The following is a 13,856-nucleotide window of genomic DNA, read 5'->3' on the forward strand; positions in this document are numbered from 1 at the left end:
TGAGTATCCGGAGGTCTTTGCATCGGGCTGCGGTGGACGTGGCCACCGGACGGTGTGCCGGTGCCCGGGCGAGATGCGCGAATCACCCGATATGCCCTGTTAGTCTTCGATCGGGTGCCCTCACTGCATCGACCGAAGAGGGAAGGAAGCTCGTGTCCAGGGTGGCAGGAGTCGAAGCGGGTCAGCGCCGCCTGAACGGTCCGCAGACGACGGGCCGCGAGTACCGCAATCTGTCGGAGCCCGTGCACGGCATGCGGTGCGACCGGGACGTCACCGTGGGGATGCGCGACGGTATCGAGTTGCTGGCCGACGTGCATCGACCGGACAGCGACGGCCGGTTTCCCGTACTGATCGCGGCATCACCGTACCCGCGCCAGATCCAGGACCTCGGCGCGCCGATGGGCTTCATCGAGGCCGGTGCGTCCGATTTCTGGGTGCCGCGCGGCTACGTGCACGTGATCGCCAACCTTCGGGGGACGGGGGGATCCGGGGGGACGTTCGGGTTCTTCGACGCTCAGGAGCGTCGTGACCTGCACGACCTGGTCGAGTGGGCTGCGGACCAGCCGTGGTGCGACGGCAAGGTCGGAATGATCGGCATCAGCTACTTCGCCATGGCCCAGCTGGAGGCGGCCGTCGAGCGCCCCGCGCACCTGCGGGCGATCTTCCCGGTGGCTGTCACTACCGACCTGTACGAAGCGGCGATGCACCACGGGCTCTTCAGTTCCGGCTTCGTGACGCCCTTTCTCGCCATGGTGGGGCTCACCTCGGCTCGCAGCGACCGGTTCTGGCGCAACCGGCTGATCGACGTGGCCCGAGACGTTCTGCGTACGGCGCCACTGCACAAGAAGTTCGCCACGATGAACGGCGAGTCGTCAGTCGCGCTCCTGCGCGCCGGGCTCAAGCTCCACCACGACCCGCACCCGTGGGACGACTTGTGGCGCGCCATGGCGGTCGAGCACCCGCTGCGTGACGCGTGGTGGGACGAACGAAACCTCCTGCCGCTCCTCGACCGAGTCGAGGTCCCCACCTATCTCGGCTGCGACTGGCAGAACGTCCCGCTCCACCTCCCCTCCACGTTCCCCGCCATGCGGGCGCTGACCGGTGCTCCGGTCGTCCGGGTCGCGATGCTCGGCGAGTTCGGACTCACCTGGCCGTGGGAGAGCCTCCACGTCGAGGCACTCGCCTGGTTCGACCACTGGCTGAAGAATCACGACACGGGCATCCTCGACGGCCCCGCGATCCGGTACTGGATGCCCGGCGCCGACGAGTGGCGCACAAGCGATACCTGGCCCCCCGAGGGCACTGAGCAACGCGAATGGCGCCTGCGTGCCGACGGCGCGCTCGGCGACGACCAGGGGAGTCCGGGCGAGCGGTCGCTCATGGTGCTCGGCGCGGGTCTCGGCCGATCTCGGTCGAGCGACGCCGACCCTCCCACCCAGCTGGCATGGACCAGCCAGCCGCTGACCGAGACGCTCGACGCCGCCGGGGATTTCGAGGTCGAGCTCCACGCCGCCACCACCGCCACCGACACGGCATGGGTCGTCACCCTCCAGGACGTGGCGCCCGACGACACCGCTGTCGACGTCACCGCCGGATGGCTCCGGGCCAGCCTGCGCCGGCCCGATCCTGACGCCGACTCGGCCAGGCCGCCGGGCCTCCCCTGCCGTGAACCCGAGATCGTCGTCCCGGGTTCGGTCACCACCTATCGGATCCCGCTCGTCACCAACGCCCGGAGGTTCACCACCGGGCATCGCATCCGGCTCGTGGTCACCAGCGACGACCAGGACCACAGCACCCCGGCCATCATGGGATTCCGCCATGCGCCCGTCGGCACGAGCAGCCGCAACACCGTCCGTTCTTCGTCGAGGCTCGTGCTGTCCGTGGCCGGGCAGCCCGAGCGGGGCACCCCGGAAGCGGGCGTGAACTCGTGAAAGACGAGCGTGACGAGAACGCCGGCTCCGACGGCCCGAGCGGCCTCGACCTCGAGCAAGCCCTGACCATGCTCGCCTGGAGCGATCCCGCACTGACCGAGAACCCCGGGGCGGCGCCGGCCCGGCTCGGCATCGACGTACCGCCTGCCCTGCGGTTCGACGTACGGGTCCAGCGTCCGGACACCCTGTACCTCGTCATCCCGCCCGCATCCTCCGACGACGCCGGCGGCGAGAACGTCGTGAACCAGATGGACTTGTGGCGCAGCGGCGACCAGTTCGTCTGGATCCTGCCGCAGGACGCGAAGACGGCACTACTGGAGATGCGCGAGCAGTACCGCAATCGTGGCGGCGGGGACGGCCAATGAGCGCCGCCGATCGTTTCACCGAGCACTACCGGCTGCTCAGCACCGACCCGGCGATGAGGGCAGCGCTGCTGGCCGACCCCAAAGCGGCGCTCGCCGCCTACTTCGGCTCCGTCGTCGACGGCACGTACCGCATCGAGGTCATCGAGCAACGGGCGGACACGATCACCGCGGTCGTCCCGGCTCCCCCCGAGCCGGGTGTCGACCCGGCCGCCCGACTGGCCGACGTCGCCGGACGGATCTACGACATGCTGCACAGCAGCGGCATCGGCGGCTACCTGATCCCCGACGAGGCACTCACCTGGGTGCTGCGGGACATGCGAGCGCTCTGGGCGGGAGGGGATGCCGCCGATGACGCCGACAGTTCCACCCCGGGCAGCTGATCATGCCGAGCGCGCACTGTGCTCCGTACCGCGGGAGAGGAAAGTGGCGTGAAGGTACGCGACGCGTTTTTCGAGGTGCTCCGGAGCCACGGCATCACCACCGTCTTCGGCAATCCCGGCTCGAACGAGCTGCCGCTGCTGCGTGACTTCCCCGACGACTTCCGCTACGTCCTCGCACTGCACGAGGGCGCGGCGATCGCGATGGCGGACGGCTACGCCCTGGCGACTGGCAGGCCCTCATTGGTCAACCTGCACGCCGCGGCCGGCACCGGCAACGCCATGGGGAACTTGACCAACACCCAGTCCGGCCACGTTCCCGTGGTCGTCACCTCCGGACAGCAGGCCCGACGCTACACCGCCCTGAACGCGCTCCTCACCAACGTCGACGCCACGGCACTGGCCGACCCGCTGGTGAAATGGAGCTGCGAACCCCTGTGCCCCGAGGACGTACCCCAGGCGCTCTCGCAGGGCATCCTGCTGGCAGGATCCGCCCCCGCCGGCCCCGTCTACCTCTCGCTGCCCCTGGACGACTGGGACCACCAAGCGGATCCCGGCGCACTGAAGCACCTCAAGGCCCGCACCGTGCAAGGCGACCCGGTCGTCTCCGAAACCGCCCTCGACCTCCTACGCCGCCGGCTCACCGGCGCGGCCAACCCGGTCATGGTCGTCGGCCCCGGTATCGACGACGCCACCGGATGGGACGGAGCCTGTCGGCTCGCCGACCGGCTCGCCCTTCCCGTGTTCGTGGCGCCGAGCCCGTCCCGCTGCCCGTTCCCCACCCGGCACCCCGCCTATCGCGGTGTCCTGCCCTCGGACATCCCCGGGGTCGCACGCCACCTCGACGGACACGATCTCGTGGTTGCCTTCGGCGCGGCGATCTTCCGCTACCACGCGTTCGAGGAAGGCGACTACCTGCCTCCGGGCACCGAGCTGTGGGCCGTGACCTCGGATCCCGACGAAGCCACCCGAGCACCATTCGGGCAAATCCTGGTCGGCAACCCCTCCGACGCCCTGGCCCGCCTCGCCGAGACCGTCCCCGCCCGCCACCGACCGCCGCCACCACAACTCGAACGAACCAGCCGCCTGAACGAGGCCGGCCCGGCATTCAGCGCGGAGGCGATCGTCGACGCCCTCGACACGGCCAAGGACGAGAGCACCGTTCTCGCCCACGAATGGACGTCGGTCGACACCACCTGGGACCGCTTCGACATCTCACGACCGGGAAGCTTGTACTTTCCGGCGTCCGGAGGCCTTGGCTGGGGCCTTCCGGCAGCCATCGGCCTCCAGCTGGGCGATCCCTCGCGCCGCGTACTGGCCATGCTCGGTGACGGCGCCCTGCATTACACCGTCAGTGCGCTGTGGACGGCAGCCCGATACCGCGTCCCCGTGGTCTTCGTCGTCGCCCGCAACGGCGAGTACGGGGCGCTCAAGAAGTTCACCCAGATCATGCAGGCGCCCGGCGTACCCGGCCTCGAACTGCCTGGCATCGACATCACCGGTATCGCCTCGGCATACGGCATTTCCGCCACCCGCATCGACACACTCGCCGGACTGACAGCGGCGGCAACAGCCGCGCTCGCCACGGACGAGCCGCACCTGATCGAGGTACCCCAGCAGCCGCTGACCGCCAGCTGGTCGGCAGCCGGACCCGAACGGCCCCGCCGACGTTGAACCCGGCATGGCCACAACGATGCAGCGCACGCCCGTCACCGGAGTGGACGAGAACAGCACCGTCGTCTTCCCCGCACCTCTCATGAGCACCATCGGCGAACTCGGTACCTTCCTCGTCCGCGAGACAGCCGCCGCCGCACAGCAGGGCAACGCCCTCGTGGACCTCGGCAAGGTCCTTGCTGTCCCGCTGCGTACGAACGGATCCGCCAAGACCCCGTGACCAGCTGGCACCCTGGCCGGATTGCAGGGACGGGGTCGCGCTGACCGCATGGGGAGGCCCTGAGGTCGCCGCGGCGGGTATCGCACCGAACCGACCGTTCGAAGTATGTGCGATTTTCGTCGGATGTGTGCCTTACCTGGTTCACGGACCGCCTCGCCCAGGGCATCGCCCGGATCGCGGCCTCGCGCTCGCCGGACCCGGTGATCGTGCGCACCAGCGACTTCAAGACCAACGAGTACGCCAAACTGGTGGGCGGGCGCCCCTTCGAACCGGTCGAGGCCAACCCGATGATCGGCTGGCGAGGCGCCAGCCGGTACTACAGCGAGGGCTACCGGGAGGGCTTCGCCCTGGAGTGCCAGGCGCTGCGGCGGGTCCGCGACGACATGGGCCTGACGAACGTGGTGGTGATGATCCCGTTCTGCCGCACCACGGGGGAGGCCGACCGCGTGCTCGCGGTGATGGCCGCCGAGGGCCTGCCGCGGGGCGGGAACGGGCTGAAGGTGTACGTGATGGCGGAGATCCCGGCCAACGTGATCCTGTCGGCGGAGTTCGCCGAGCGGTTCGACGGCTTCTCCATCGGCAGCAACGACCTCACCCAGCTCACGCTGGGCGTCGACCGTGACTCCGACGCCCTCGCGCACCTCTTCGACGAGACCGATCCTGCCGTCACCCGGAGCATCGAGACCCTGATCGCCACGGCGCATGCGGCCGGCCGCCCGGTGGGCCTGTGCGGCCAGAGGCCCAGTGACGACCCGGCGTTCACCCGGTTCCTGGTGGGTGCCGGGATCGACTCGATCTCGGTGGCGCCGGACAGCTTCGTGGCGGTGAAGGAGCACGTGGCCGCCGCCGAACGGGCCTGACCGCGCATGCCGGGCTGCGGGTGGCGAGGGTGGCATTCGCCCACCGGAGGCTGCGGGGGCAGGCGCTCGACGGTCGGGGGCCGGTGGTCAGGGGCGGGAAGCAGTCTGCTGCCTCCGATCGCGGCCCTGCCCGGCCGAGTCGACGGCCCTGCGCACCTCGACGGCGATCTCCTCCAGGGGGACCCGCCGCGTCTCGCCCGTCGCCCGCTCGGTCAGCTCCACCACCCCGTCGGCGAGTCCGCGCCTGCCGACGGTCACGCGCAGCGGGATGCCGACGAGCTCGACGTCCCGGAACTTGACACCGACCCGCTCGGAGCGGTCGTCGATGATCGTGTCCACCCCGGCGGCGAGCAGGTGCCGGTAGGCCTTCTCACCGGCCGCGGCGGTGGCCTCGTCGTCGGGCTGCGCCACCACGACGACCGCCTCGAAGGGGGCGATGGCCATCGGCCAGACGATGCCCTTGTCGTCGTGGTGGCACTCGACGGCGGCTGCCATCGCCCGCTCGACGCCGATGCCGTAGCAGCCCATGACGACCTTCCTGGGTCTGCCGTCGGCGTCCAGGACGGTGAGGCCGAAGGCGTCGCTGTACCTGTAGCCGAGTTTGAAGATGTGGCCGACCTCGATCGCCTTCCGGACCTGCAGCGGCTGTCCGCACCGTACGCAAGGCTCCCCGGAGGCGACCTCGCGAAGGTCCGTCCACCTGGAGACGGCGATGTCCCGCTCCACGTCGACGCCCCGCAGGTGGACACCGTCCTCGTTGGCGCCGGTGAACATGTCCGTGCGGCCCCGCAGGGCCTCGTCCGCCAGAACGGCCACCGACGTCACCCCGACGGCGCCGAGGCTTCCTGGCAGGGCGCCGAGGGCTTCCCGGATCTCCTCGGGCCGGGCGGGCCGAACCACGCCGGCCCCGCAGGCGTCCGCGAGCTTCTGATCGGCCAGCGCGTGGTCGCCGCGCAGGAGGACAAGGGAAAGCTGCCCGTCCAGGACGTAGACCAGGGTCTTCACCTGGCGCTCGGCGGGAGCGTCGAAGCGCGAGGCCAGGTCGTCGATCGTCCGTACACCGGGGGTGTCGAACGGCTCCGGCGCGGGCAGGCCCGGACCGTCCGCGACCGCGGCGAGCCGGGAGACGGCCTTCTCGCTGTTGGCCGCGTAACCGCAGGAAGGGCAGTGGACGACGAAGTCCTCGCCGGCCTCGGCCGGGCACATGAACTCCGTCGACACACCCCCGCCCATGCTGCCACTGGACGCCTCCACCGGGATGGCCGGAATCCCCAGTCGCGCGAAGATCCGCAGGTAGGCCTCACGGTGCAGGTCGAACGACCGGTCCAGGCCTTCCGGTGTCAGGTCGAAGCTGTAGGAGTCCTTCATCGTGAACTCCCGGGTCCGTAGCAGGCCGCCCTTGGCACGGGGTTCATCGCGGAACTTGGTCTGGAACTGGTACCACGTCTGCGGCAGTTCGCGGTACGACTTCAGCTCGGTGGCGAGCGAGGTGAAGATCTCCTCGTGGGTCATGCCCAGCGTCAGTTCGGCGCCCTTGCGGTCCTTGAGGCGGAACATCTCTTCCCCCATGGCGTCCCACCGGCCACTGCGCCGCCACACCTGGGCCGGGTGCATCGCGGGCAGGGAGAATTCCTGCGCCCCGACGGCGGTCATCTCCTCGCGGATGATGGTGACGATCTTCGACCGTACCTGGACGGCGAGCGGCAGCAGCGAGTAGTGGCCCGCCATGAGCTGCCGGATGAATCCGGCGCGGAGCAGGAGCTGATGGCTTGGCGCGTCGGCCTCCGCCGGGTTCTCGCGAAGGGTCGGGATGTGCGTCTGGGACCAGCGCATGGCCAGCGGCTTTCGTTCGGTGGCCGACGGGTCTGCCGCGGCCGGTTCAAGGGGCTTGTCGGCGGGGGCCGGATTGATGCGTTCCGAAGGATCGTCGGCCGGTTGTCCGTCATTCCAGTCGACCCGCACCGCAGGCCGGGTGCGGCCCGCCCCCTTCGATGGTGCTCCCCGTCCGAGGCATCCGGCGACGCGGGTGGCCGAGACCGACCGGAGCATCCGGCCCGCTGTGGTCTCCGCCGAGATCATGGTCCTGCCCGGCACCCTCGCCGGCACCGAGCCGTTGCGTGCTCGACCGGTCGCGTTCGCCACCGCCGCCCAGTGGGCCGACCGGCTGGCCGCAGCCCACCAGGCCGGCCGGCTCCAGGAGGAACTCGTCAAGCTGGGCCGCTACCCGCTGATCGTGATCGACGAGGTGGGCTACATCCCGTTCGAGGCCGAGGCCGCGAACCTGTTCTTCCAGCTGATCTCGAACAGATGCGAACGCGCGAGCGTGATCGTCCCCTCGAACAAGCCGTTCGGACGCTGGGGAGAGGTCTTCGGCGACGAGACCGTGGGCGCCGCCATGATCGACCGCCTCGTCCACCACGCCGAGGTCCATTCCCTCAAAGGCGAGTCCTACCGCATGCGAGGACGCGAACTCGGACGCGTCCCCACCGACGACAACAACTGACAACCATCCGCGAGACCATGGATGGCCCACAACTGAACCGTTGAAACCGGCCGGTTTTCAGCCGTTGCCGACAAGCTTCCGTTCCGAGCGTCGCCAAGCCTGTCAGGCCGCGGCAACCAGCGGCCGCCCGGTGGACGTTGTTGTTCTGGGCCCAGCGGCGGATCTTGGTGCCAGTGTCGTCCGCCCGCACAAGCTGGGCAATCACCGGCACCCGGTTCCCGCCGGCCGAGGCGAGCAGCACCATCGCCCGTCGGTAGCGCGCCGAGCTCGTTCTGCCACGACGCACGATCCGCTGTAACTGCTCGCCTTACTGGTCGGTCGGCCTCCGGACCTTGACCGGCTCCGCCACGACGCCTCCCCGCACCGAATCGGACGTTGCCCATCCAACCGGTTCAGACGGCAGCATCGCCAACCCGGCGAACGTTCTTGGTCACAGCATGAGGTCCGGTTCGGAGCCCACTGGCGGAACGACACCTCAGGCCGGGCTTGTACCTGCCGGCCCTTGCGGCTGGGCAGGCAGTACGGGTTCGGCGGCTACGGGATGCTCCCGATCGCGCCTCCTGTGCTCGCGCAGCACGATGGAAGGAGTGCCCGAGTGAGGAGACGAGATGGCGGGCGATCTGCTCATGGACGTGGGTACTGGTGGCCTTCGTGCCCGGACCTGTTCGGGGACCTCTCCATGGAGTTCCGTCCCTCTCCGGATGACCTGGGAGGGCAGCCACGGACGATCGACATCACAACTGCCGTGTCACCGCGATGAGCGGCCCCGACGTGTTCGGCGTGCTCGCCGTGGATAGCGGCGGGAGCAGTCCGCTGCCGGAGACCATGCCGTCGATCCTCACCCTGACCGTGAACCCCACCGTCGACATCTGCTGCGATTTCGACCGCCTGGCGGACATCGGCAAGACCCGCGCCCGGGTCAGGTCCGTGGCCGCCGGCGGCGGAGGGATCAACGTCGCCCGGGACGTGTCGCGGCTCGGAGGACGGGCGACCGCCGTCCACACCGCCGGCCGCGAGGTCGGCCAGCGCCTCAACCGGCTACTGGACGAGGAGGGGGTCGACCACCTCCCCCTCGGGATCGCGGGCGAGACCCGCGAAGCGTTCGTGCTGTTCGAGACCGAGTCACGCCGCAGCTATCACATCGTGCCGCCGGGCCCGCGACTGGACGCCTCCGAGGGAGAGCGTCTCCTGGACACGCTGGGCCGGGCAGCCGGCAGCCACCGGTACGTCGTGGCCAGCGGCAGTCTGCCGAGCGGCCTGCCCGATGCCTTCTACGCGGCTGTCGCCCGCCGGGTCAAGGAGGCCGGGGCCCGACTGGTGCTGGACACCTCGGGGCGGGCTCTGCGCGAGTCGCTGCACGAGTGCGTCTTCCTGCGGAGGTGTAACAATCACGAGGCCGCATCCCTCGCCGGCCGGGCGGTCCGGAGCTTCGACGACGCCCGCGCCGTCAACGAGTCCCTACTCGCTTCAGGGACGACCGAGATCGCCGTCACCACCCTCGGGGAACTCGGCGCACTCTGTTCGACCAGGCACGGTCACACCGAGTTGAGAGTCCCGCCGTTGCCCGGGGAGCCGCTCAGCGACGCCGGGGCCGGAGACGCCATGGTGGCCGCACTCACCCTTCGGCTGGCGGCGGGAGACGATCCCGTCGAGGCCTGTGCCCTCGGAGTGGCCGTGGCCGCCGCGGCAGTGCTCACCCCCGACACCGAACCGTTCGATCGAGAGGTGGCCGAGTCCCTCTACCCCGCCGTGCGGATGAAACGGCAAGCCGGTTCATGACCGAACCGCCGTCGGCCGTCCGTGCCCGCCGACGATCGCAGCTTCAGCGTCCACGAGCTACACGGTGACGTCGCCGTGGACAGTGCCAGAGGGGCGGATGTCATGCGGGCTCATGATGTGGGCGAGTTGCCACAGCGGCGGCGGAATGGAGACGGAGGCCCTCCGCGTCGGAGGGTCGGCCTCCCCTGCGGCACGGCACGGAGCGGCAGAGGTCATGGACACGGGTGAAGGCGGCCCGGATCAGGCGCTGAGGGACCCTCGCCGAGACCGAGCTGCGGGCCCACCGGGGCACGGGGTACGTCCTGTGCCCGGGCTCGGGAGCGGGTCGCCGGTGTCCCGGGGGTCCGCGCGGTGGACGGGGTGCGCAGGGCGAGGACGGCGAGGTCGTCACGGCCGTCTCCGATGTGGGCGTCGGCGAGGGACCGGCACAGCTCTTCGAGGGGCAGATCGGCGTGGGCGGCGGCGACCTGGGCAAGGGCGCTCAGCCCGGCGTCCAGGGGGCGGTGCGGGTGCTCGACCAGGCCGTCCGTGAAGAGCACGAGGGTGGCGTTGCCGGGCAGGGGGCGCTTGTGGTCGGGGCGGGGCACGTTGGGGTCGACGCCGAGGGGCAGGCCGGGGTCGGCGTGCAGGTAGCGGGCGGTGCCGTCGGGGCCGATCAGGAGCGGTGGCGGCTGTCCGGCGTTGCTCCAGTGGATCGTCCAGCCGTCCTCGGTGGGTTCGATGCGGGCGAGGCAGGTGGTGGTGATCGGGTTGTCGGTGATCGCCTCCAGGGTGCGGTCGAGCTGCGTCAGGACGGCGCTGGGCGGGGTGCGGCGGTCGTAGAGGAGGGCACGCAGCATGTTGCGGGTCTGGGCCATGGTGGCGGCGGACTTCAGGTCGTGTCCGGCGACGTCGCCGATGACCAGGGCGCAGGCGCCGTCGGGGAGCGTCAGGGCGTCGTACCAGTCTCCGCCGACGTGGTCCGGGGTGCTGGCGGGGCGGTAGATCGCGGCGACGGAGAAGGGCGCCACATCGGGCAGGGCGGGAAGGAGGAGGCGCTGGAAGTACTCGGCGTTGGCGCGGACCTGCCGGTAGAGGCGGGCGTTCTCGATGGCGAGGCCGGCTGCGCCAGCGAGCGCCACGAGGATGTCCTGGTCGTGGCCGTCGAAGGGCTGCCCGTCGCGCCGCTCGCAGAGATAGAGGTTGCCGTAGACGCGTCCGCGTCCGGTGAGTGCCACCCCGAGCAGTGTCCGCATCGGCGGGTGGCCCGGCGGGAAGCCGACCGCGTCCGGGTGGGCGCCGATGTCCGCGACCCGCAGTGGTTCGGGGTGGTCGATGAGGTGTCCCAGGAGTCCGCGCCCGTGCGGGAGGGAGACCCCGGCCAGCGCTGCGACCTGCTGCTCGCTCAGCCCGACGGGGATGAACTCCTCCAGGTGTTCGCCGTCCTCGCTGAGCACGCCGAGTGCGCCGTAGCGGGCGTCGACCAGGCCCATCGCGGTGGTGATCACCCTGCGGAGTACGACCGGCAGGTCCAGTTCCCGGCCCACTGCCATCACCGCGTCCAGCAGGTCCTGGAAACGGCGCTGGGTGTGGGCCAGGTCCCGTAGACGTTCGACGATCCGGTCCATCTCGTCATCGATCCGGTGGCTGAGATCGGGGACGTCCGCCCGCTCGGCCCCGTCCTCCGGATCCAACCGGCCCACCTTCGATTCCCTGCTGGACGATCGTACGTTCGACGCGTGGCGCCACCGGTAGCCGGATGCATCGGCGCGTCCTGGTGACAACCGTAAGCAGCCCCGTCGCCGACCGCGACTGCGACCGGCGCAGCCGCACCCTCGGCTGCCGCGGCCACCACTCGGCCGATCTCCCGCCGTGGCGTTGCCCGCAGTTCCGGCGATGCCCCGCGCCAGCCCGGGCGTGACGACCGTGCCCCGTTCGGCCGCGTCGTCAGCGGTGCCACCGTCGTTGCTCTGCCGTCCGGCGCCGGATGACGATCAGGTCGATCACCGCGACGACGGTGGACACGGCGCACAGCACGGCGAGGCCCGTGTAGAAGGCGCGGTCGGCGCCCGGCGCGGGGAGCGCGTTCGCCGCGAGCAGTGCGAAGACGACGGTCCCGAGCAGGAAGAACGGGAAGAAGATCCTTCCGAGCAGCCGCCGGGCCGGCAGATCGCTGCGTGCCCAGCGCGGCTCGCTTCCGGCGTGCCGCCACCGCCGGGCGGCGGCCCGCGCGCGGCGGTCGGCCGCAGCCGCCTTCCAGCGATCGAGGAGGCGGTGCGGCCCGTGGTGCGGTGGGTGGAACGGCTGGGTCATCTTCTCGGGGGCCTTCCGTGGGATGCGCTCCACCGCCCGCCCACCGACGCGGTTCCCCCTCGGCCTCGGCCGGGCGGGGAGCTGACGTCTACGGGGTTCCGGTTTCTGCCCCGTTGGGTGCCGGTACGTGAACGGGGTCGGGCGTAGGCAGGTGGACGGGCTTGGCCAGGAAGGGGGTGTCGGGGGGCGGCTGCGGTGCGGGAGCGGCGGCGGCGGTCGCCTCGCGGGCGAGGAAGGAGCCGAGTTCGCCGATGGTGCTCATCAGGGGAGCGGGGAAGACGACGGTGCTGTTCTTGTCGACGGCGATCTCGACGAGGCTCTGCAGGTTGCGCAGCTGGAGGGCGAGTGGGTGGGCCATCATCGTGTCGGAGGCGTCGCCCAGTGCGGAGGCGGCCAGGGCCTCTCCCTGAGCGCTGATGATCTTGGCGCGCTTCTCCCGCTCGGCTTCGGCCTGCTTGGCCATTGCGCGTTTCATGGTGTCGGGCAGTTGGATGTCCTTCAGTTCGACCAGGGTGACGTCCACGCCCCATTCGGTCGTGGTGACGTCCAGGATCTGGCGGATGTCCAGGTTGATGCGGTCGGTCTCGGAGAGGGTCTCGTCCAGGGTGTGCCAGCCGACGACCCTGCGGAGGGTCGTCTGGGCGATCTGGTTGATCGCGGAGCTCACGTTCTCGATGGCGATGACCGACTTGATGGCGTCCACGACGCGGAAGTAGGCGACGGCGGAGACGTCGACGCTGACGTTGTCGCGGGTGATGATGCCCTGGGACTGGATCGGCATGGTGACGATCCGCAGTGAGATGTGGTGCATGACGTCGGCGAACGGGATGATCAGGCGCAGTCCCGGGTCGCGTGCTCCGGTGATCCGGCCGAACCGGAAGACGACCCCCTTCTCGTACTGGCGGACGATGCGGACCGACATCGCGAGCCCGATCAGGACCAGGATGACGAGCGCCACCACGACTGCGATCAAGGCGGTCATGTCGGCTCCCTTCGGTAGCGGACCTGCATCGACAGCCAGGTCCGGGAACGCGTCGCCGCGAGCAGAGCGACCGGGAGGCGCGGGACCGGCTTTCGGTCCTACTGTGAGCCTGCCCCGCATCCGGTGCCGGCGACAGGGCCTAACGGGCCTGCTCCCCGTCGTGGCCGGCCCACCCACGTGCAGGATCTCCTGCACTGGCGGGCCACCGGTGGCGTCCCCGGGGATGCATCTGTCGCCCGAACGCCGACACCGGAGCGGGGCGGCGGGCAACGCAAGCACCTGGCCACCCTGCGCGTCGCCCGCAACCAGACCTGGCGGCGACCGTCCGCCGGCAAGGCGCCCGTGCCGATGCCCTCGCCGCTACGCCACCTGGTGCCGCACGCTGGAGTGAATCGGCAGCTCTGGCTTCTCCGGCTTCGCAGTCGAACACTGGATGCGTTCTGCGGACCACGGATCCCATCGAGTCACCGTCGCCGCGGAGGCGGCTCCTGGTCGGCAGCGGACCGCAGGTCCGCCCGATGAGGGCCGGCGTGCTGGTCCACCGGGCGGCCGGGTGGGTCAGGCTGACGATTCGCCGTATCCCAGGCTGTCGTGCCAATCGGCCAGGTCGAGGATCTCCTCGACGGGGCGGCGCGGGGTGGCCGGTCCGAGAGGTTCGTAGCCGAGCCGCAGCATGAGCGGGACGTGGTCGGGTGGGCCTTCGGGGTCGCGCAGGCGCCACCGGGTCTCCGGCCATTCGACGGCCTGGTGCAGGACGGAGGCACGCAGGCCGTGGACTGTCGCGAGGAGCCAGACGTGCTCCAGCGCCTGTCCGGTGCGCAGTCAGTCGGCGGGCTGATCGGTGCGGGTGCTCAGCAGGCAAGCTGGGGGAGC

Annotated in this window: 12 protein-coding genes and 1 pseudogene; 8 read left to right on the forward strand and 5 right to left on the reverse strand. The window is 70.5% G+C overall.

Annotated features, from left to right (window positions below; genetic code table 11):
• Nucleotides 1-281 precede the first annotated feature (281 nt).
• The 6 genes from ACIGG8_RS24430 to ACIGG8_RS24455 all read left to right on the forward strand — a co-directional run bounded on the left by ACIGG8_RS24430 (nucleotide 282) and on the right by ACIGG8_RS24455 (nucleotide 5,427).
• On the forward strand, nucleotides 282-1,931 hold the full coding sequence (locus ACIGG8_RS24430) for a CocE/NonD family hydrolase (protein WP_396550819.1): 1,650 nt from the start codon (nucleotides 282-284) through the stop codon (nucleotides 1,929-1,931).
• Complete coding sequence (locus ACIGG8_RS24435) at nucleotides 1,928-2,296, forward strand: nitrile hydratase (RefSeq protein WP_396550671.1); 369 nt, start codon at nucleotides 1,928-1,930, stop codon at nucleotides 2,294-2,296. The genes ACIGG8_RS24430 and ACIGG8_RS24435 overlap by 4 nt, the downstream gene beginning before the upstream one ends.
• Nucleotides 2,293-2,676, forward strand: coding sequence for a hypothetical protein (locus ACIGG8_RS24440; protein ID WP_396550672.1), 384 nt, complete (start codon nucleotides 2,293-2,295; stop codon nucleotides 2,674-2,676). Before ACIGG8_RS24435 ends, ACIGG8_RS24440 begins: the two co-directional genes overlap by 4 nt.
• Nucleotides 2,677-2,724: 48 nt before the next feature.
• Nucleotides 2,725-4,347 carry a benzoylformate decarboxylase gene (gene mdlC, locus ACIGG8_RS24445; RefSeq protein WP_396550673.1) on the forward strand — a complete coding sequence of 541 codons (1,623 nt, stop codon included), beginning with the start codon at nucleotides 2,725-2,727 and terminating at the stop codon, nucleotides 4,345-4,347.
• Between the two features lie 7 nt (nucleotides 4,348-4,354).
• Entirely contained in the window at nucleotides 4,355-4,567 is a 213-nt protein-coding gene (locus tag ACIGG8_RS24450; protein WP_396550675.1) for a hypothetical protein, read from the forward strand.
• 125 nt (nucleotides 4,568-4,692) lie between these two features.
• On the forward strand, nucleotides 4,693-5,427 hold the full coding sequence (locus tag ACIGG8_RS24455) for a putative PEP-binding protein (protein ID WP_396550676.1): 735 nt from the start codon (nucleotides 4,693-4,695) through the stop codon (nucleotides 5,425-5,427).
• An 87-nt stretch (nucleotides 5,428-5,514) separates the two neighbouring features.
• Here ACIGG8_RS24455 and ACIGG8_RS24460 read toward each other — a convergent pair whose 3' ends face one another.
• The gene (locus tag ACIGG8_RS24460; RefSeq protein WP_396550677.1) at nucleotides 5,515-7,260 is read right to left on the reverse strand and encodes a proline--tRNA ligase; all 1,746 of its coding nucleotides are present in this window, start codon (nucleotides 7,258-7,260) and stop codon (nucleotides 5,515-5,517) included.
• Nucleotides 7,261-7,453: 193 nt separating this feature from the next.
• On the opposite strand from ACIGG8_RS24460, the gene ACIGG8_RS24465 reads away from it, so the two are divergent.
• Nucleotides 7,454-7,930: an ATP-binding protein gene (locus ACIGG8_RS24465; RefSeq protein WP_396550679.1), complete on the forward strand. Its 477-nt coding sequence runs from the start codon at nucleotides 7,454-7,456 to the stop codon at nucleotides 7,928-7,930.
• A 175-nt stretch (nucleotides 7,931-8,105) separates the two neighbouring features.
• On the opposite strand, the pseudogene ACIGG8_RS24470 reads toward ACIGG8_RS24465, so the two are convergent.
• Nucleotides 8,106-8,279: pseudogene (locus tag ACIGG8_RS24470) on the reverse strand (IS630 family transposase); the annotation flags it as partial.
• A 407-nt stretch (nucleotides 8,280-8,686) separates the two neighbouring features.
• Here ACIGG8_RS24470 and ACIGG8_RS24475 point away from each other — a divergent pair.
• The gene (locus tag ACIGG8_RS24475) at nucleotides 8,687-9,709 is read left to right on the forward strand and encodes a 1-phosphofructokinase family hexose kinase (RefSeq protein ID WP_396550681.1); all 1,023 of its coding nucleotides are present in this window, start codon (nucleotides 8,687-8,689) and stop codon (nucleotides 9,707-9,709) included.
• Between the two features lie 212 nt (nucleotides 9,710-9,921).
• Here ACIGG8_RS24475 and ACIGG8_RS24480 read toward each other — a convergent pair whose 3' ends face one another.
• From ACIGG8_RS24480 to ACIGG8_RS24490, 3 genes are all read right to left on the reverse strand, one after another.
• On the reverse strand, nucleotides 9,922-11,316 hold the full coding sequence (locus tag ACIGG8_RS24480) for a PP2C family protein-serine/threonine phosphatase (RefSeq protein WP_396550821.1): 1,395 nt from the start codon (nucleotides 11,314-11,316) through the stop codon (nucleotides 9,922-9,924).
• A gap of 319 nt (nucleotides 11,317-11,635) precedes the next feature.
• Nucleotides 11,636-12,034, reverse strand: a complete 399-nt coding sequence (locus ACIGG8_RS24485; protein WP_396550683.1) for a hypothetical protein — start codon at nucleotides 12,032-12,034, stop codon at nucleotides 11,636-11,638.
• A gap of 55 nt (nucleotides 12,035-12,089) precedes the next feature.
• Complete coding sequence (locus tag ACIGG8_RS24490; RefSeq protein ID WP_396550685.1) at nucleotides 12,090-12,983, reverse strand: slipin family protein; 894 nt, start codon at nucleotides 12,981-12,983, stop codon at nucleotides 12,090-12,092.
• Nucleotides 12,984-13,856: the final 873 nt, after the last annotated feature.

It is taken from the genome of Kitasatospora sp. NPDC085464 (assembly GCF_044541955.1).
In the GTDB taxonomy this organism is placed as follows: Bacteria; Actinomycetota; Actinomycetes; order Streptomycetales; family Streptomycetaceae; genus Kitasatospora.

What these genes read in the sequence shown, in the direction of transcription:
- ACIGG8_RS24475 (WP_396550681.1), top strand. Translation starts at nt 8,687, where the DNA reads ATGAGCGGCCCCGACGTGTTCGGCGTGCTCGCCGTGGATAGCGGCGGG.
- ACIGG8_RS24440 (WP_396550672.1), top strand. Translation starts at nt 2,293, where the DNA reads ATGAGCGCCGCCGATCGTTTCACCGAGCACTACCGGCTGCTCAGCACC.
- ACIGG8_RS24490 (WP_396550685.1), bottom strand. Translation starts at nt 12,983, where the DNA reads ATGACCGCCTTGATCGCAGTCGTGGTGGCGCTCGTCATCCTGGTCCTG.
- ACIGG8_RS24430 (WP_396550819.1), top strand. Translation starts at nt 282, where the DNA reads ATGCGCGACGGTATCGAGTTGCTGGCCGACGTGCATCGACCGGACAGC.
- ACIGG8_RS24460 (WP_396550677.1), bottom strand. Translation starts at nt 7,260, where the DNA reads ATGCGCTGGTCCCAGACGCACATCCCGACCCTTCGCGAGAACCCGGCG.
- ACIGG8_RS24480 (WP_396550821.1), bottom strand. Translation starts at nt 11,316, where the DNA reads ATGGACCGGATCGTCGAACGTCTACGGGACCTGGCCCACACCCAGCGC.
- ACIGG8_RS24450 (WP_396550675.1), top strand. Translation starts at nt 4,355, where the DNA reads ATGGCCACAACGATGCAGCGCACGCCCGTCACCGGAGTGGACGAGAAC.